This is a genomic window from Pseudomonas chlororaphis, assembly GCA_001023535.1.
In the GTDB taxonomy this organism is placed as follows: domain Bacteria; phylum Pseudomonadota; class Gammaproteobacteria; order Pseudomonadales; family Pseudomonadaceae; genus Aquipseudomonas; species Aquipseudomonas chlororaphis_E.
Genome location: CP011020.1, coordinates 1,318,164 through 1,337,214, shown reverse-complemented (window position 1 = coordinate 1,337,214; position 19,051 = coordinate 1,318,164). Strand labels below are relative to the sequence as shown.

Annotated in this window: 10 protein-coding genes; 5 read left to right on the top strand and 5 right to left on the bottom strand. The window is 63.4% G+C overall.

From position 1 onward, the window contains the following. Nucleotides 1–12 precede the first annotated feature (12 nt). From VM99_05710 to VM99_05700, 3 genes are all read right to left on the bottom strand, one after another. Nucleotides 13–3,375 (bottom strand): potassium transporter KefA, encoded by a 3,363-nt coding sequence (locus tag VM99_05710; GenBank protein AKJ97575.1) that lies wholly within the window; start codon nt 3,373–3,375, stop codon nt 13–15. A gap of 34 nt (nt 3,376–3,409) precedes the next feature. After that, nucleotides 3,410–5,152 (bottom strand): potassium/proton antiporter, encoded by a 1,743-nt coding sequence (cvrA, locus tag VM99_05705; protein ID AKJ97574.1) that lies wholly within the window; start codon nt 5,150–5,152, stop codon nt 3,410–3,412. Nucleotides 5,153–5,462: 310 nt separating this feature from the next. Then, a complete protein-coding gene (locus VM99_05700) occupies nt 5,463–7,088 on the bottom strand; it encodes a chemotaxis protein (GenBank protein AKJ97573.1) in 1,626 nt (541 codons plus the stop codon). 255 nt (nt 7,089–7,343) lie between these two features. On the opposite strand from VM99_05700, the gene VM99_05695 reads away from it, so the two are divergent. Together VM99_05695 and VM99_05690 are read left to right on the top strand one after the other, a co-directional pair. Further along, the gene (locus tag VM99_05695) at nt 7,344–7,574 is read left to right on the top strand and encodes a hypothetical protein (GenBank protein AKJ97572.1); all 231 of its coding nucleotides are present in this window, start codon (nt 7,344–7,346) and stop codon (nt 7,572–7,574) included. After that, the gene (locus VM99_05690; GenBank protein AKJ97571.1) at nt 7,571–7,873 is read left to right on the top strand and encodes a ZapA; all 303 of its coding nucleotides are present in this window, start codon (nt 7,571–7,573) and stop codon (nt 7,871–7,873) included. Before VM99_05695 ends, VM99_05690 begins: the two co-directional genes overlap by 4 nt. A gap of 135 nt (nt 7,874–8,008) precedes the next feature. Here the strand turns inward: VM99_05690 and VM99_05685 are convergent, their stop codons facing one another. Both VM99_05685 and putA read right to left on the bottom strand, forming a co-directional pair. After that, entirely contained in the window at nt 8,009–9,811 is a 1,803-nt protein-coding gene (locus tag VM99_05685; protein AKJ97570.1) for an acyl-CoA dehydrogenase, read from the bottom strand. Between the two features lie 243 nt (nt 9,812–10,054). Continuing rightward, nucleotides 10,055–14,008, bottom strand: coding sequence for a transcriptional regulator (gene putA / locus VM99_05680; protein ID AKJ97569.1), 3,954 nt, complete (start codon nt 14,006–14,008; stop codon nt 10,055–10,057). Between the two features lie 460 nt (nt 14,009–14,468). On the opposite strand from putA, the gene VM99_05675 reads away from it, so the two are divergent. From VM99_05675 to VM99_05665, 3 genes are all read left to right on the top strand, one after another. Continuing rightward, entirely contained in the window at nt 14,469–15,953 is a 1,485-nt protein-coding gene (locus VM99_05675; protein ID AKJ97568.1) for a proline:sodium symporter PutP, read from the top strand. 306 nt (nt 15,954–16,259) lie between these two features. Beyond that, nucleotides 16,260–18,317, top strand: coding sequence for a type IV secretion protein Rhs (locus tag VM99_05670; protein ID AKJ97567.1), 2,058 nt, complete (start codon nt 16,260–16,262; stop codon nt 18,315–18,317). After that, nucleotides 18,314–19,051, top strand: a complete 738-nt coding sequence (locus VM99_05665) for a hypothetical protein (GenBank protein ID AKJ97566.1) — start codon at nt 18,314–18,316, stop codon at nt 19,049–19,051. The genes VM99_05670 and VM99_05665 overlap by 4 nt, the downstream gene beginning before the upstream one ends.

Sequence of the window (19,051 nt, the reverse complement as noted above, 5' to 3'; positions counted from 1 at the left end):
GGCACCCCGCGATCAGTCGAGTGTCTGTTGCGGTGGTTCGGGGACCGGCTTGATGCTGGCGACGGTCGAAGGCACGGGCGAGAGCGTCTTGTTGTCGGGCTCGGCCGGGACCAGCTTGTACTCCTGGCCGTGCAGGTTCTTCAGGTAGATCTCCATCTGCCGGAACGAAATGTTGATGTGCTCTTTCTTGAATTCGCGGTTGATGAAGCGGTTGATCTCGTCCAGCACCGGGTTGCGGTCACCGAGGTCGCGCACGTGCATGCGCAACTCGTGGTCCAGGGTGCTTTCACCGAAGTTCAGGAAGTACACGATCGGTTCCGGCTCCTTGAGCACCCGTGGGTTTTCGCGGGCGGCCTTGAGCAGCAGTTCGCGGACACGGTCCAGGTCCGAGCCGTAGTCGACGCCCAGTTTCAGGGTTACCCGGGTGACGGTGTCGGTCAGCGACCAGTTGATCAGTTGCCCGGTGATGAAGGTCTTGTTCGGGACAATGATGTCCTTGCGGTCGAAGTCGGTGATGGTGGTGGCGCGAATGCGGATCTTGCTGACCGTGCCCGACAGGTTGCCGATGGTGATGGTGTCGCCGATGCGCACCGGGCGCTCGAACAGGATCATGATCCCGGAAATGAAGTTGGCGAAGATTTCCTGCATGCCGAAGCCCAGGCCCACCGACAGCGCGGCCACCAGCCATTGCAGTTTGTCCCAGCTCACGCCGAGGGTGGAGAGGGTGGTGACGAAACCGACACCGGCGATCACATAGGACAGCAGCGTGGTGGTGGCATAGGCGCTGCCCTGGGCCAGGTTCAGCTTCGACAGCACGAAGACTTCCAACAGGCCCGGCAGGTTGCGGGCCAGGGCGAACGTGATGCCGATGATGATCAGGGCGCCGAGCATGTCGCCGATGCTGATGGGCACCATGCTCATGTTGGCGCCGGTGCCGCTGGTGTATTCGTAGAGGGTGATGTTGTCCAGGTACGAGAACACGCTGATCAGGTCCGACCAGACCCAGTACAGCGCGGCCATGAAACCGCCCAGCAGAGCCAGGCGAATCAGGCGCAGGGACTGTTCGTTGACCTTTTCGATGTCCAGCGTCGGTTCCTCGACCACCGCCTCGCCGTCGCCGGCTTCCTTGGCGGCCTGGCGCTTGGCCAGGGCGCGCTGGTAGGCCAGGCGCCGCGCCGCCACCGACAGGCCGCGCACGAACGTGGCTTCGATCACCAGCCAGAACATCAGCAGGTACAGGGTGTTGATCAAGCGGTCGCTGAGCTTCAGCGCGGTGTAGTAGTAGCCGAAGCACACGGCCACGAACAGCGCGATCGGCAAGGCCGTGAACATCACCCCGACGGCCTTGCGAAACAGCGAGGTGTTCTTGTGCGTCGGGCTGCTGAGCAGCAAGCGGCTGAGCAGCCACGCCATCAGCGCGTAGCAGGTCAGCACCACCGGCATGCCCAGCACGTCGTCGGCCAGGGCCGCCGGTTGCAACTCGGCCACCGCCACCACGGCCACCAGCGCCAGCACCACCAGCCCGAGGCGGCGGATCCAGCCTTGCAGGAATTCGACCTGGGGTTTCTCCCAGCGGAAATGCAGCTCGGCTACGCCGCCCGGCGCCAGCACTCGATAGGCGGTGTAGAACACCAGCCAGGCCTGGCCGATCTGCAACAGCGCCGCGCCAAGGTTGGCGTTCTGGCCGCGGGCGTCGATCTGCAGGGCGTAGCCGCACAGCGCCAGTGCCAGAGCCACCGGCATTGCCAGCAGAATGTTGATCAGGATCGCCTGGGGGGTATGCAGTTGGCTGTCGCGCTTGAAGTGGCCGACGTCCTGGTGAACCTTGTTCAGGCGCGCGTACAGGCTCTTGCGCCGCCACAGCAGGGCACCGATCAGCAACGCCAGGGGCAGGAACAGCAGCGGCCGTTGAGTCAGGCCGTCGGCCAGTTCGCTGAGGCTCGAGGCCCAGGGCAACGAATCGACCTGTTTTTCCAGCCGCGCCGGCACTGCGCGCAACCATTCCAGGTCCAGCGGCTTGTTGCTGGGGATCCAGAACATCTGCTCTTCGAGGGTGGCCCGCAGGTTCTGGGCGGTGCTGAGCAGTTGCTTCTGGTTGAGCTGCAAGGTGATGGATTCGTTGAGGACCGCGCTCAGCTCACGGTTCAGTCGCTCCAGCAGGTCCACGCGGGTCAGGGCCAGGTCCAGCAGGGTCTTGCGCAGTTGCGGCGTGACCTGCTCCGACGGTTGCGACGCCAGCAGGCTGTCGACATAGGCGCTGGGGTTATTCAGCAACTCGCGCTGCTGGCTGACTTCGAACTGGTACAGGCGGATGTCGGCGATCTGGTCGGCCAGGTTCTGATCCAGCTTCAGCCGGGGCAGGGTCTGGCGCTGCTTGTAGAGAATCTTGGAGAGCAGCAGGCTGCCCTTGAGCACGCTGATCTGCTCGTCCAGGGCCGCGTCGGTCTGGGTGACGCTGTCGAGCAGTTGCTTGGTTTGCAGGTTCTGCTGGGTGACTTCGTTGAGGCGGTCGGTGCTCTTGAGCAGGTAGTCGGAAAGCTTCAGGTTGGCGGCGCTTTCGGTGGCCAGCAGGCTGCTGCTCCCGGCTTTCTGGGCCTCGATGGATTGCTGGGTCACCGTCTCCTGGGATTGGGCCAGGCGCTTCTGGTTGATCAGGTTTTGCAGGTCCTGGATTTCCTGCTCCATGCGGTCGATCTTTTCCGTGAGCAAGTCATGCTGGCCGTTGCCCAGGTCCTGCAACTGGCTATTGCCGGCCAGTTCCTGGCGGCGCAACGGGATCAGGGCGTTGAGCGCGGCCAGTTCGGCATTGAGTTGGTCGCGCTGTTCGCCGCTCAGGGGCTTGCCGGCGTCCCGGCCGGCTTTGAGGATGGCGTTGATTTGCTGGATGCGGGTCTGGCTGCTGGAAATTTCAGCCTGGGCGCGCTCGGGGCGGGTCTGGGCGGTGATGATCAGGCTGTTGGCGTCGGCCAGGGCTTTTTGCAGATCGCCCTGCTGGGTGGAGCGCTCCGCGAGCATCTGTTCGAGCTGGGGGATCGGCAGGTTGGCGTAGCGTTGCGCCACCGGCACCACGCTGGTGCCCTTGAGCCGGGCCAGTTCGCGCTGGTTTTCGATGTTCTGTTTCGGCGCGTTGGCCAGTTGTTGCTTGAGGGCGTGCAGCTTCTGTTCGTAGTCCGCCTTGTTGTTCAGCTGGGTCAGGGTGCCTTGCAGCACCGCTTGCAAGGCCTTCTGGTCGGCTTCCGGCAGCTTGCGGTCGGCGATCTTGTCCAGGTTGGCCTGCACCGACTCACGGGCGGGCACTTCGGCAGCTTGCAGGGTGCAGACGGAGAGACTCAGGCCCAGCAGGGCGGCGGCGAAAAAGGAGCGCAGGGTAGGCATAGAGACCGGTCGAGCAAGTGAGAGTGGGAGCAGTTTAGAGGAACAAGCCGGGACCCGGGCGACTTCCTTCGGGGAATCTGACGCCCACTTTGCCGATCTTGTTCCCGTCCATGGCCGCGACGGTCCACAGGGTATTGTTCCAGTCCACCTGGTCGCCGACCACCGGCGCGCCGCCAACTTTCTGGGCAATGAAACGGCCCAGGGACATGTCCGGATCGATGCCGTCGAGCTTCAGCCCGTACAGCGCCGCAACCGCAGCCAACTGGGCATCTCCTTCCAGTACGAAGTCGCCGAAAAAGCGCAGATCCAGGCCCCGTTGCGGTGCCTGGCTGAACAGTTTGCCAAGGGCCGGCAAGTCGTGTTCGTGGCCGATGACACACAGCAAATCACCGACTTCCAACACCGTGCTACCCGACGGATGGAGCAGTTGCTGGCCGCGAAACAGCGCTGCGATGCGGGTGCCTTCGGGCATTTTCAGGTCTCGCAGGGGCGAGCCGATGCACCATTTTTCCTTGCCCAGGCGGTAGATGAACAGCTCCCACTCGCTGGTGACGTGGACTTCCAGTGCGGCCCGGGAAATCGGCAGCGGCTCGGGTGGGACAGTGACATGCAGCAACTTGGCGACCCATGGCAGGCTGGTGCCCTGCACCAGCAGCGACACCAGCACGATGAAGAACGCCAGGTTGAAGTACAGCTGGGCGTGGGGCAGGCCGGCCATCAATGGGAACACCGCCAGGATGATCGGCACCGCGCCGCGCAGGCCGACCCAGGAAATGAACGCTTTCTCGCGACCGTGGAACGCCCTGAACGGCAGCAGGCCCACCATCACCGACAACGGGCGGGCGAACAGGATCATCCACAGGGCCAGGCCCAGGGCGGGCAGGGCGATCGGCAGCAGGTCGTGGGGCGTGACCAGCAACCCCAGCACCAGGAACATGCCGATCTGGGCCAGCCAGGCCATGCCGTCGAGCATGTGCAGGATGCCGTGGCGGCTGCGCACCGGGCGGTTGCCCAGCACCAGGCCACACAGGTACACCGCGAGGAAACCGCTGCCGTGCAAGGCGTTGGTCAGGGCGAATACCGCCAGGCCGCCGCTGATCACCAGGATCGGGTAGAGACCGTTGGCCAGGTGGATACGGTTGACCAATTGCAGCATCAACCAGCCACCGCCCAGGCCGAGTACCGCACCGATGCCGAACTCGCGCACCAAGTGTCCGAGCAGGCTCCAGTGCAGGCCGGTTTCGCCGCTGGCGAGCATGCCGATCAGGGTGACGGTCAGGAACACCGCCATGGGGTCGTTGCTGCCAGACTCGATCTCGAGGGTGGCGCTGACCCGCTCGTTCAGGCCCTTGCCGCCCAGCAGCGAGAACACCGCCGCGGCGTCGGTCGAGCCGACGATGGCGCCGATCAGCAAGCCTTGGATCAGGTTGAGGTTGAACAGCCACGCCGCCGCCAGGCCGGTCAGCCCAGTGGTAATCAGCACGCCTACCGTGGCCAGCGACAACGCCGGCCAGAGCGCCACCCGAAAGCTCGAGACCCGCGTGCGCAAGCCGCCGTCCAGGAGAATGACAGCCAGGGCGAGGTTGCCGACCAGGTAGGCCGTGGCGTAGTTGTCGAACAGAATACCGGCGCCGTCGATACCGGCTGCCATGCCCACGGCCAGGATGATCACCAGGATCGGGATGCCCAGGCGGGACGAAAGAGAACTGACCAGAATGCTCGCACTCACCAGCAACGCGCCGATCAAGAACAGGCTGTTGATGGTCGTCGCAGTCAAAGGCAGTACTCCGGAAAAGCTTAAGGGCTGACACAGACTGACCATGCAGTCTGCGTGCCAGCGATTCTAACCTGTTGAAATGCGCTGCTGTCAAAAAAGCTTTTGAACGAGGGAGCGATGAAACCTTGGATAGCCATCTGCGGCCATGGGATTGGTACTGCCCTTTGTGGCGAGGGGATTTATCCCCGTTGGGCTGCGAAGCAGCCCCAAAATCTTTGCTGCCATACAAATCGATGGCGAGCGCTTCGCACTCGATCGGGGATAAATCCCCTCGCCACAGGAAGCTCTCGCCACAAAGGCAGATAGGGTCTTAAAGACTGAAGCGCCCCACCATGCTGTTCAGGTCGACGGCCAGGCGCGACAGTTCGGCACTGGCGGCGCTGGTCTGGTTGGCGCCGGTGGCCGATTGCACCGACAGGTCGCGGATGTTCACCAGGTTGCGGTCGACTTCACGAGCTACTTGCGCCTGTTCTTCGGCGGCGCTGGCGATCACCAGGTTGCGTTCGTTGATCTCGACGATGGCGGTGTTGATCGTGTCCAGGGACAGGCCGGCGCCGCGGGCGATGTTCAGGGTCGACTCGGCGCGCTCGGTGCTGTTGCGCATCGAATCCACGGCCTGTTCGGTGCCGTTCTGGATGCTGCCGATCATGCGTTCGATTTCGCTGGTCGACTGCTGGGTGCGATGCGCCAGGGCGCGCACTTCGTCCGCCACCACGGCGAAACCACGACCGGCTTCACCGGCACGGGCGGCTTCGATGGCCGCGTTGAGCGCCAGCAGGTTGGTCTGATCGGCCAGGCCGCGGATCACGTCCAGTACTTTGCCGATGTCCCGGGATTCGTCGGCCAGGTTGCCGATCAGCGTCGCGGTACTTTGCACATCGGCGCTCATGCGTTCGATGGCACCGACGGTTTCCTGCACCAGGTCGCGGCCATCGCCAGCGGAGGTGGTGGCATTCTTAGAGGCCTCGGAGGTGCTGACCGCATTGCGGGCCACTTCTTCCACGGCACTGGTCATCTCGTTGACCGCGGTCGCGGCCTGCTCGATTTCGTTGTTTTGCAGGGTCAGGCCACGGGCGCTTTCGTCGGTGACGCTGTTGAGTTCTTCCGCGGCGGAGGCCAGTTGCGTGGCCGAGCCGGAGATGCGCTGCAAGGTGTCGCGCAGTTTGTCCTGCATGGTCGCCATCGCCCGCAGCAGGCGACCGGCTTCGTCGCTGCCATCGACCAGCACGGGCCGGGTCAGGTTGCCCTTGGCGATTTCTTCGGCGGCTTGCAGCGCGCTGCCAATCGGCCGGGTGATGCTGTTGGTCAGCAGCCAGGCGAACAGCAGGGTCAGGCCGGTGGCGATGACCAGCAGCGCGACGACCCAGGTGAACGCCGTTGAATACTGTTGCACAGCGCTCTGGTTGAGGTGCTCGGCCTGCTGGTTGTTGATCTCCATCAGGCGGTTGATCACCACGTTGATGGCATCGGAATTGGTCAGCAGCTCAGTGTTGAGCAGCGTGCGCAGCTCATCGATCTGGTTATTGCGCGACAGGGTCTTCATCCGCTCTTCGAGCTGACGGTATTGCCCCAGCAGTTGCACGTATTGCTCGTAGGCGGCCCGTTCTTCCGGGGCGCTGATGAGCTTTTCATAGGTGGCCTGGGCGGCCCGGATCTGCTGGTTGCGTTGTTCGAACAGCTCGTAGGTTTTTTGCTGGATGTCCGGTTCGCGGTTCACCAGCAGACGATAGGACAGCACCCGCAGGCGCAAGGTGAGCTGGGTGAACTCGTCCAGGGCCTTGATGCTGGGCACGCTGTTCTGGACGATGTTCTCGCCGGACGTGCGGATCTTGCTCATCTGGGCCAGGGCAAACACCCCGAGGATCAGCATCAGGGCGCCGATCAGGGCAAACCCCAGGAACGCCCGCGGGGCGATATTCATATTACGTAGAGACATGGAAAGTACCGGATGGAAGCGCTTCCGTGCGGGCTGTGACGGATATACCGGACTTATCGGTCATGCACCTGAAGTCTTGAGGGCGCTGCGGGCTTTTGTCGCGGCTCAAGGGCGGTGGCGCGACGAAGGGTAGGAACCAGATCCCTGAATCGCAGTCTCTAAAACTCGTCAGCGAAGCACCGCTGCCCGTAACCGTGGCGTCGCCGATGACTTTTCTTTATCGTACGCGCCCCCTGAAAAACCCTGGAAATCAATATGTTGGAAACATCCCTCAGCCAGCTGGAGCAACTGGTCAATGACCTGGTGCAACAGAATCGCCACCTCACTGGCCTGAACGAAACCCTGAGCGCGGACCTCGCCAGGGCCAAGGATGAAAACGAGAGTCTGCAACTGAGCCTGATGGAGCAGGAAGAACTGCACGGCACCGCCGCCGCCCGCATCCAGGCCTTGATCGAGCGCGCCAGCGCCGGTCCTGTCAGCGCATGAGGCACGGCGCCGAGGGGGTGACGGTCATCTCGATCCTGGGAGAGGATTATTCGATCAAGGCTCCGGCCGGGCAGGAACAGGCCTTGCTGGACGCGGCCGCGATGCTCAAGGCTGCGCTGGCCGATACCAAGCGCAAATACCCGACGCTGATCGGTGATCGCTTGTTGGTCCTGGCGGCCATGAACCTGTGTTCGCAGCAGATCGATATGCAGAAGCAGCATCAGGCGGAGCTTGAGCGGTACCAGGAGCAGGTCAGCGCCACGGTGGATGTCATTTCCAAAACCATTCAGCAGGCCTGAAGGGTTCGATGATTCCTGTGGGAGCGGGCAAGCCCGCTCCCACAGGGGAAATGCGTTCACTCAAGAACAGGTCGGCTTTAAGGCCGCCTTCGTGAGCAGGCTCACTCCCCAGAGAATTGGAAAGCGCCCCCAGCCTCAGAACCACTCATCCCGCATTTCCAGGCAAGTCCCATCCCGCGCTTCAAGCAACGCCAATTCATGATGACAACCCGGCACCTCCCACGTCAGGAAGTAGCGCGCCGCCTGCAGCTTGCCTTTATAGAAGTCCTGGTCCACCGCAGTGCCTCTGGCGAGGCCTTCCTCGGCGCGAATCGCCTGTTCCAGCCAGCGCCAGCCAATCACCATATGGCCAAACACCTTGAGGTACAGCGCCGAGTTGGCCAGGCTGCTGTTGACCTTGCCCTGGGCCAGGTCTGTCAGCAGCCCGAGGGTGACGGTCTGCAGGCGCGCCACGAGGGCTTCCAGTGGTTGGCGCAACGGCGTCAGCGACGGGTGTGCCTGGGCGCGCTCGGTGGTGTCGGCCACCAGGCGGATCAGTTGCTTGAGACCGGCGCCGCCGTTCTGCGCCAGTTTGCGCCCCAGCAGGTCCAGGGACTGAATGCCGTGGGTGCCTTCGTGGATCGGGTTCAAGCGGTTGTCGCGGTAATACTGTTCCACCGGGTATTCGCGGGTGTAGCCATGGCCGCCGAGAATCTGGATCGCCAGTTCGTTGGCCTTCAGGCAAAACTCCGAGGGCCAGGATTTGACGATGGGCGTCAGCAGGTCCAGCAATTCATGGGCCTGCCGGCGCTCGACTTCGCTCTTGAGGGTGGTGGTGTCGTCGAACAGCCTCGCTGCGTACAGGCCGAGGTCGAACGAGCCTTCGACGTAGGCCTTCTGGGTCAGCAGCATGCGGCGCACGTCGGCGTGCTGGATGATCGCCACCGGGGCGGTGGTCGGGTCCTTGCTGTCGGGGACCCGGCCCTGCGGACGTTCGCGGGCGTATTCGAGGGAATACAGGTAACCGGCGTAGCCGAGCATGACCGCGCCCATGCCGACGCCGATCCGGGCCTCGTTCATCATCTGGAACATATAGCTCAGGCCGTGGTGCGGTTTCCCGACGAGGTAACCGACGCACTCGCCGTTGTCGCCGAAGTTCAGCGCCGTGGAGGTGGTGCCGCGCCAACCCATCTTGTGAAACAACCCGGCCAGCAGCACATCGTTGCGTTGGCCGAGGCTGCCGTCGTCATTGACCAGGAACTTGGGCACGATGAACAGCGAGATGCCCTTCACCCCCGGCGGGGCGTCCGGCAGTTTGGCCAGGACCATGTGCACGATGTTTTCCGACAACGGATGATCGCCGCCGGAAATGAAGATCTTGTTGCCTTTGAGCCGGTAGGTGCCGTCGGCTGCCGGCTCCGCTCGCGTGCGAATATCCGCCAGCGACGAGCCCGCATGGGGTTCGGTCAGGGCCATGGTGCCGAAGAAGCGGCCGTCGATCATCGGTTGCAGGAAGCGTTGCTTCTGCTCCTCGCTGCCGAAGCTCTCGATCAGGTTCGCCGCGCCCATGGTCAGGAACGGATAAGAAGTGGACGCGGCGTTGGCTGACTGGAAATGCGCGAAGCAGGCTTGCGAGAGCAACGTCGGCAATTGCATGCCGCCAGCGTCGAAGCTGCGTGCGGCGTTCAGAAAGCCCGCTTCCAGGAACGCGTCCACCGCCGGCTTCACCTCGGGAATCAGCACGGCCTGGCCGTTTTCGTAACGGGGTTCGTTTTCGTCGTTCTTGCGGTTGTGTGGCGCGAAGTACTTTTCGGCGATGCTGCGGGCCGTGCCGATGGCGGCGTCGAAGGTCTCGCGATTGTGTTCGGCGAACCGCTCGCGCTGGGTCAGGCCCTCGGCATCAAGGACTTCATACAGCTCGAAAGCCAGATTGCGGGAACTGAGCAACGTCTCGGACATGGCGGCCTACCTTGTTTGGAATGGGCCGAGTCTAGGTGTGGGAATAGAGGTTGAACAGGATGATTGATGACAGTGATGGAGGGGCGAGGGGGACACTAATCCCTGGTGGGAGCAGGCTAGCTCGTGAAGGTGGTGTATCAGACGGATAGATGTCGACTGATACACCGACTTCGCGAGCAAGCCCGCTCCCACAGGGGATTTCGATGGCCAGGCACCCATTGCGGGCGCCTGGCTTGCAGCGGCTTAACCGATGGTCATCAGGCTGGCGTTGCCGCCCGCCGCCGCGGTGTTGACGCTCAGGGCGCGTTCGATCACCAGGCGTTCCAGCGCGATGCCGGTTTCCCCTTGTGACAGGCCGTGGACCCCGACGATGGCGCCGGCACGCTTGGCCACTTGCTGGCAAACGCTGCGCAGTTGATCCGAGTCACCGTGGTGCAGGACGGCGTCGAACACCACGTCGTCTTTGGTCCAGTCGGAAACCCGCTGGATGCGCGCCTGAATGTCCTTCGGCAAGCGTGCGAACAAGGCCTTGCTCGTGTCGGTTTCCGGCCACACCACCGAGCCGCCCACCGCCAGCACGGCCGCCAGCTGCGTCAGCAGGTCGCCTTCCACGTCGGCCAGGCACAGCACGTGTTCGCGCGGCAGGATCGCGTAGCTGTTGCGTTCGCCGGTCGGGCCGGTCAGCTGGCGGGTAATGCCGCTTTGCGACTGGGCCGCGAACTGCACGCACAGGGCGCTCAGTTCGGCGAGCTTGTGGCTCTCGGCCCAGGCTTGCAGGGCGGTCAGCGGCTTGCTCATGGCGTCGCGCAGGCGCAGGTCCGGTGCATTGAGGGCATCGCTGCGTACGAAGGACTGTTGGATCGCGTCGGTAGGACGAGTCGACAACAGGCGGTACAGGTACAACGGACCACCGGCTTTCGGCCCAGTGCCCGACAGACCTTCGCCGCCGAACGGCTGCACGCCGACCACGGCACCGACGATGTTGCGGTTCACGTAGACGTTGCCGGCGTGGACGTTGTCGATCACCTTGGCGATGGTCTCGTCGATGCGGGTGTGCACGCCCAGGGTCAGGCCATAGCCGGAGGCGTTGATCTGGTTGATCAACTGGTCCAGCTCCTTGCGCTTGTAGCGCACCACGTGCAGCACTGGGCCAAAGATCTCGCGCTGCAATTCGTCGAAGCTTTCCAGCTCGATCAGGGTCGGCATGACAAAGGTGCCACGCTTGCACTCGTCGCTGTCGGCGAGTGCCATCTGGTACACCGTGCGGCCCTTGTCGCGCATGGCCTGGATGTGTTTCTCGATGCCGGCCTTGGCCTCGGCGTCGATCACCGGGCCGATATCCACGCACAGGCGCTCGGGGTTGCCCAGGCGCGACTCGGCCATCGCGCCCTTGAGCATTTCGATGACGCGGTCGGCGGAATCTTCCTGCAGGCACAGGACCCGCAGGGCCGAGCAGCGCTGGCCGGCGCTGTCGAAGGCCGAGGACACCACGTCGATGACCACTTGTTCGGTCAGGGCCGAGGAGTCGACGATCATCGCGTTCTGGCCGCCGGTTTCGGCGATCAGTGGAATCGGGCGACCCTGGTTGTCCAGGCGACCGGCAATGTTGCGTTGCAGCAGGCGAGCGACCTCGGTGGAACCGGTGAACATCACGCCTTTGACCCGCTCGTCGCCCACCAGGCCGGCGCCGACGGTTTCACCGCGGCCCGGCAGCAGTTGCAGGACGCCTTCGGGGATGCCGGCTTCGAGCAACAGGCGCACGGCCTGTGCCGCCACCAGCGGGGTTTGTTCGGCGGGCTTGGCCAGGACCGGGTTGCCCGCGGCCAAGGCGGCCGCCACCTGGCCGCTGAAGATGGCCAGGGGGAAGTTCCACGGGCTGATGCAGACCACCGGGCCCAATGGGCGGTGGGCGTCGTTGGTGAAGTCGTTGCGCGCCTGCACCGCGTAGTAACGCAGGAAGTCCACCGCTTCACGCACTTCGGCGATGGCGTTGGCGAAGGTCTTGCCGGCCTCGCGGGCCAGCAGGCCCATCAATGGCTGGATCTCACCTTCCATCAGGTCGGCGGCACGCTCCAGGATCGCGGCGCGTTCGGCCGGTGGCGTGGCCTGCCAGATCGGCGCGGCGTTGAGGGCGCATTGGATGGCGTTGTCGACATCGGCGACGGTGGCTTCCTGGACATGGCCAACCACGTCGCGATGATCGGACGGGTTCAGCACCGGTGCCGGGGTCTGCTCGCTGGCGGCGCAACCGAGCATCGGCGCGGCTTTCCAGTCGTTATGAGCGGTGGCCAGCAGCGCGCAGGACAGCGAAGCCAGGCGATGCTCGTTGGCCATGTCGATGCCACTGGAGTTGGCGCGTTCACTGCCGTACAAGTCACGCGGCAGGGGGATGCGCGGATGCGGCAGGCCGAAACCACCTTCCAGGGTCGCCATCTGCTCGATGCTGGCGACCGGGTCGGCCACCAGTTCCTGGATCGAGATGGACTGGTCGGCAATGCGGTTGACGAACGAGGTGTTGGCGCCGTTTTCCAGCAGGCGACGAACCAGGTAGGCCAGCAGTGTCTCGTGGGTGCCGACTGGAGCGTACACGCGGCACGGACGGTTCAGCTTGCCTTCGGAAACCTTGCCTACAACTTGCTCGTACAGCGGTTCACCCATGCCGTGCAGGCACTGGAACTCATACTGCCCCGGGTAATAGTTCTGTCCGGCGATGTGGTAGATGGCCGACAGGGTATGGGCGTTGTGGGTGGCGAACTGCGGGTAGATGACTTCCGGCACCGACAGCAGCTTGCGGGCACAGGCAATGTAGGAAACGTCGGTGTACACCTTGCGGGTGTACACCGGGTAGCCTTCCAGGCCTTCGACCTGGGCACGCTTGATCTCGCTGTCCCAGTAGGCGCCTTTTACCAGGCGGATCATCAGGCGGTGACGGCTGCGGCGGGCCAGGTCGATCACGTAGTCGATCACATACGGGCAGCGTTTCTGGTACGCCTGGATCACGAAGCCGATGCCGTTCCAGCCGGTCAGTTGCGGCTCGAAGCACAGGCGCTCGAGCAGGTCCAGGGACAGCTCCAGGCGGTCGGCTTCTTCGGCGTCGATGTTCAGGCCGATGTCGTATTGCTTGGCCAGCAGGGTCAGCGACAGCAGGCGCGGGTACAACTCGTCCATGACGCGTTCGTACTGGGCGCGGCTGTAGCGTGGGTGCAGGGCCGAGAGCTTGATGGAAATACCCGGGCCTTCATAAATCCCACGGCCGTGGGACGCCTTGCCGATCGAGTGGATGGCTTGTTCGTACGAGGCCAGGTACTTCTGGGCGTCGTGCTCGGTGAGTGCCGCTTCACCCAGCATGTCGTAGGAATAGCGGAAACCCTTGGTCTCGAACTTGTTGGCATTGGCCAGGGCTTCGGCAATGGTCTCGCCGGTGACGAACTGCTCGCCCATCAGGCGCATAGCCATGTCGACGCCCTTGCGGATCATCGGCTCGCCGCTTTTGCCAATGATGCGGCTCAGGGACGACGTCAGGCCTGCTTCATTATGGGTGGCGACCAGCTTGCCGGTCAGCAGCAAGCCCCAGGTGGCGGCGTTGACGAACAGCGAAGGACTGTTGCCCAGGTGCGGCTGCCAGTTGCCGGTGCTGATCTTGTCGCGGATCAGCGCGTCGCGGGTGCCTTTGTCGGGGATCCGCAACAGGGCTTCGGCCAGGCACATCAGTGCCACGCCTTCCTGGGACGACAGGGAAAATTCCTGCAGCAAGCCCTGAACAATCCCGGCACGTCCGCCGGCACTCTTCTGATTGCGCAGTTTTTCAGCAATCGACGCGGCCAGCTTGTTGGTGGCCTCGGCCATTTGCGCGGGGAGGCGGGCCTGCTCGATCAGCATGGGCACCACTTCCGGCTCGGGGCGACGGTAGGCTGCGGTGATGGACGCGCGCAGCACCGATTGCGGCAGGATGCTTTCGGCGAATTCGAGGAAGCATTGGTGGGCGTGGTCGGCCTGGACCTCACCGGCATCGTCGCTGTCGGCACGGGTCGAACCGTTCAGCTCGGTCAGGGTTGCACCACCCTCGAGTTTCTCCAGGTAATTGAAAATTGCCTGCTTGATCAGCCAATGGGGCGTGCGATCAATCGAGGTTGCGGCGGCCTTCAGGCGTTCGCGGGTCGGGTCGTCGAGTTTGACCCCGAGGGTAGTGGTAGCCATATTTTTATCCTCATGTTTGCCACGATCGCGTGGCATCAGCTGGCGGCAAGATTAGCTGCGCGCCGAATGAGGTGCAACCGGGTGCAACCCTTTTTTGGATGAAATACTCGGCAGCTCATCAGGAAAGAATCTCCGATTTGCTGGTGTTGCACTTTATTGGTGCCCGATGCTCCGATTGCGCCGTCGCCTTTGCACTAAAACGGCGCAAAACCTGGTGTTTTTCCGATAAAACCGATCAGGTGCAACTTATTCGAGCGAAACTGGTTGCACCTAATTTCGTTTCTTGAATAGGATTCGCCGCCAAGGTGCAACCGGTTTCGACCGAGGAGCATCCGCCGATGGCTTTCCTGGGGAAACATCGGTCATACATTCGCGGGCCTGCCAATCGTCGCCATACTGTTCGTGTGGTCGACGCCTGCCTCTGCCACCGCAACATAAAAACAAAGCCAGGGCGTTATTCATGAGTGTTAGCAATCCAACCCTGATCACGTTCGTGATCTATATCGCAGCCATGGTCCTGATCGGCCTGATGGCGTACCGCTCCACCAACAACCTTTCCGATTACATCCTGGGCGGTCGCAGCCTCGGCAGCGTAGTCACGGCCCTGTCTGCCGGTGCCTCCGACATGAGTGGCTGGTTGTTGATGGGCCTGCCGGGCGCCATCTACATGTCGGGCCTCTCGGAAAGCTGGATCGCCATCGGCCTGATCGTCGGTGCCTACCTGAACTGGCTGTTCGTGGCCGGGCGGCTGCGGGTACAGACCGAACACAACGGTGACGCGCTGACGCTGCCGGACTACTTCGCCAGCCGTTTCGAAGACAAGAGCGGCCTGCTGCGGATCATCTCCGCCGTGGTGATTCTGGTGTTCTTCACCATTTACTGCGCTTCCGGCATCGTCGCCGGTGCCCGTCTGTTCGAGAGCACCTTCGGCATGTCCTACGAGACCGCGCTGTGGGCCGGCGCTGCCGCGACCATTGCCTACACCTTCGTCGGCGGTTTCCTGGCCGTGAGCTGGACCGATACCGTCCAGGCCACCTTGATGATCTTCGCGTTGATCCTGACGCCGATCATCGTGCTGCTGGCCACCGGTGGCGTGGACACCACGTTCCTGGCCATCGAGGCGAAAGACCCTGCGTCTTTCGACATGCTGAAGAACACCACTTTCATCGGCATCATCTCGCTGATGGGCTGGGGCCTGGGTTACTTCGGCCAGCCGCACATCCTGGCGCGCTTCATGGCCGCTGATTCGGTCAAGTCGATCGCCAACGCCCGTCGCATCTCCATGACCTGGATGATCCTGTGCCTGGGCGGCACCGTGGCGGTCGGCTTCTTCGGGATTGCCTATTTCTCGGCTCACCCTGAGGTGGCAGGTCCTGTGACCGAGAACCACGAGCGCGTGTTCATCGAGCTGGCCAAGCTGCTGTTCAATCCATGGATCGCCGGTGTCCTGCTGTCCGCCATCCTGGCGGCGGTGATGAGTACCCTGAGCTGCCAGTTGCTGGTGTGCTCCAGCGCCCTGACCGAAGACTTCTACAAAACTTTCCTGCGCAAGGGCGCTTCCCAGCTGGAACTGGTCTGGGTCGGCCGGGCCATGGTGCTGTTGGTGGCGTTGGTCGCCATTGCCCTGGCGGCCAACCCGAATAACCGCGTGCTGGGCCTGGTGAGCTACGCCTGGGCCGGCTTCGGTGCCGCGTTCGGCCCGGTGGTGTTGATCTCGGTGATCTGGAAAAACATGACCCGTAACGGCGCATTGGCCGGCATCCTGGTGGGCGCGATTACCGTGATCGTCTGGAAGCACTTCGAGCTGCTGGGCCTGTACGAAATCATCCCGGGCTTCATTTTCGCCAGCCTGGCCATCTATTTCGTCAGCAAGATGGGCTCGCCTACCACCGGTATGCTGCAGCGCTTCGAAGCGGCCGAGAAAGATTTCCGCCTGAACCAGTAAGGTGTTCAGCGAAGCCTTGATGGCTGGCTGAAGGTTGTATCGCAAAACGGCCCGTCTCTTGTGGAGGCGGGCCGTTTTTTTATGGCGGGTGTCCAGGGGCGGTGCATGGAGCCGGGTTGAAGGGGGCGCCGCTTTCGCGAGCAGGCTCGCTCCCACCGTTGAAGAATGTCTATCGGAAAATACTGCCTGTCTCGCGGCTTTTTCTACGTCTAGGTCGTAGGGCAAATCTGTTTTTCCGGGTGAGGGGGTTGTTCACCCGATGGTTCGTGCAGAATCGCCAGCCTTCATTCAGCAGAGGGACATCGGATGGTCGCACCTGCCCACTTGCCCCGTTTCACCCTGACGCTCGACGGCGTGCCCCATGCGCTCAAGGTGCTGGAATTCACAGGCAAGGAAGCCATCAGCCAGCCCTATCGCGTTGACCTGGAGCTGGTTAGCGAGCGGCCCGACCTGGCCCTGGAAGAACTCCTGCACCGCCAGGCCTTCCTGGGGCTAGACGATCATGGCCGGGGTCTTCACGGCCAGGTCTACAGCGTGGCCCAGGGCGACTCGGGCAAGCGCCTGACCCGTTACCGGATCACGCTGGTGCCGCGCCTCGCCTACCTGCGTCACCGCATCAATCAACGGATTTTCCAGCACCTGAGCGTGCCGGCGATCGTCGCCCGGATCCTCGGTGAGCACGGTATCCAGGGCGATGCATTCCAGTTCAGCCTCGGTGGCCAGTACCCCGAGCGTGAGTATTGCGTGCAGTACGCCGAGAGCGACCTGGCCTTCATCGAACGGCTCTGTGCCGAGGTGGGCATCCATTATCACTTCCGGCACAGCCCCGGCGGCCATCTGCTGGTGTTTGGCGACGATCAGACGGTGTTTCCCCGTTTGCCCGAGCCGACGCGCTATCTGCCGGGCAATGGCATGGCGGCCAGCGAGCCGACGATCATGCGCCTGGCGGTGCGGCTCGAAGCCCGGACCACTGCCGTGACGTTGCGCGACCACGACTTTCGCAAGCCCGGGCTGGTGCTGCAGGCTGATGTCGACAGCCAGCAACTGCCGGCGCTGGAGGACTATCGCTACCCCGGCCAGTTTGCCGATCGCGAGCAGGGCCGGCACCTGGCCCAGCGTGCACTCGAGCGCCACGGCGCCGACTACCAACTGGCGCAAGGGCACAGTGACCAGCGAGCCCTGGCCAGCGGGCACTTCCTGCACATACAGGGCCATCCTCGCGCGCCGTGGAACGATCTCTGGTTGCTCACGGCCATCACCCATCATGGCCGCCAGCCACAGGTGCTGGAGGACGCGAGCGATGACGGCCTGGAGGATTTCCAAGGCTACCGCAACACCTTCCATGCCACGCCCTGGGATGTGCTCTACCGTCCGCCCCTGGCGCAGGAAAAGCCCCGTGCCCACGGTTACCAGTCAGCCGTGGTGACCGGGCCTGTCGACAGCGAGATCCATTGCGATGCGTTCGGGCGGGTCAAGGTGCAACTGGTCTGGGACCGCGACGGCCAGGGCGATGAGCATGCCAGTTGCTGGCTGCGCGTGGCCTCCGGCTGGGCCCATGATCGCTATGGCGGGGTGATGATCCCTCGGGTTGGCATGGAAGTGCTGGTCGGATTCATCGACGGTGACGTAGACAAGCCGTTGGTGGTGGGTTGCCTGCCCAACGGCGCCAACCCGGTGCCGCTGGACCTGCCGGCGGACAAGACCCGCAGCATCCTGCGCAGCCAGAGCAGCCCGGGAGGCGGTGGTTACAACGAATTGCGTATCGAAGACCGCAAGGGCGCCGAGGAAATCTATCTGCGCGCCCAGCGCGACTGGACCCAGCACGTCTTGCATGACCAGCGGGTGCAAGTCGATCACGAGCGCAGCATCGTGGTCACGGGGGCGTCGCGGCACGAGCTCAAGGCTGATGAGCTGCGCACGACCCACGGCCGGCGCCAGGTTGAAGTCCGTCAGGACGATCACTTGCGGGTGATCGGCGAACGGCATATCCACGTGACCAGCCAGGCCCTCAGTGCTGCCCAGCAATACCATGTCGGTGCCGGCCAGCAGGTGGTGCTGGATGCCGGCGTCAGTGCGACGATCCAGGCCGGTGGTCATTGGATCAATATCGGTGCCGGCGGGATATTCAGTAGCGTGCCCATCGAAGTGGGCGGCGCGCCGATGGCCGTGATGGGCGCGGCGCCTGGCGTTTCCCGCGGCCCTGAGAGCCCGCTCGCCGCCGCGGCTCCTCGGCTGAGTCTTGGGCAAATCCTGAGCTTGCAAGGCCAGGCGCCGTTCTGTGAAGAATGTGAGCGATGCCGGATGGGCGTTTGCAGCATGCCGCCGGACCTTCATGGGCCCGCTGTTTTCCAGGTGCGCCCATGACGCCCCGTGCCTGGCTCCGAGACCACCCGTTGCGGGCATCCGAGCAACTGTTCGCCGTCGTCAGCAACGCCAGCGGCGCAGGGCCGCTGTCTGCCTGGAAGCGCTCGATGACCACGCCGGCAAGCCCGATCTGGGCGGGCACGCCGTACGCCGAGTGGGAATCGGTCATGCCATATGTAGGGCTTGTCACTCCGGACAGTGAGTTTCTTGATTGGATAGCGACCACCGATGCGCTCGATTGGGGCTGGCTGGCGGTGTCTTCTGCCAGCCAGCAAAGGGTTGCCGAACATCTGTGCGGGTTGACACAGGTGTTGTTGCCCGACGCCAAGGCGGTATTTTTCCGCTTCTGGGATGGGCGCTTCGTGCGGCCGATCCTGCAATCGGCGCACGTTGATGCCGCCGTGTTGCTGCCGGTGCTCAGCCGCTGTCTGATCAATGGCCAGCCGCTGGCGCTGCAAGGCAATGCCCGGTGTGAGGCTCGGGCGTTCCCATGGTGGACGGTGCCGGAGGCGTTGCTCAGGTCATTGGCTGATGGGTCGAGCGATTGCCTGCTGGATAACCTGCTCAGGTGGCTGGATGAAGCGCACCCGGACCTGTTCGAGCAGGTTGACGAGCGCATCCTGCGGCGCAAGGTTGCGCATTTCCTCAAGGCGCCCGGGCAACCGCTGAAGGCGGCATTGCTGCAATTTTTGGCGCTCGAACTGGGGGACCGCCCACTCGGCTGCGAACCCTGA

Coding starts and splice junctions, on each gene's coding strand:
- VM99_05665 (AKJ97566.1), top strand. CDS start 18,314: ATGACGCCCCGTGCCTGGCTCCGAGACCACCCGTTGCGGGCATCCGAG.
- VM99_05710 (AKJ97575.1), bottom strand. CDS start 3,375: ATGCCTACCCTGCGCTCCTTTTTCGCCGCCGCCCTGCTGGGCCTGAGT.
- VM99_05695 (AKJ97572.1), top strand. CDS start 7,344: ATGTTGGAAACATCCCTCAGCCAGCTGGAGCAACTGGTCAATGACCTG.
- VM99_05670 (AKJ97567.1), top strand. CDS start 16,260: ATGGTCGCACCTGCCCACTTGCCCCGTTTCACCCTGACGCTCGACGGC.
- VM99_05690 (AKJ97571.1), top strand. CDS start 7,571: ATGAGGCACGGCGCCGAGGGGGTGACGGTCATCTCGATCCTGGGAGAG.
- VM99_05685 (AKJ97570.1), bottom strand. CDS start 9,811: ATGTCCGAGACGTTGCTCAGTTCCCGCAATCTGGCTTTCGAGCTGTAT.
- putA (AKJ97569.1), bottom strand. CDS start 14,008: ATGGCTACCACTACCCTCGGGGTCAAACTCGACGACCCGACCCGCGAA.
- VM99_05675 (AKJ97568.1), top strand. CDS start 14,469: ATGAGTGTTAGCAATCCAACCCTGATCACGTTCGTGATCTATATCGCA.
- VM99_05700 (AKJ97573.1), bottom strand. CDS start 7,088: ATGTCTCTACGTAATATGAATATCGCCCCGCGGGCGTTCCTGGGGTTT.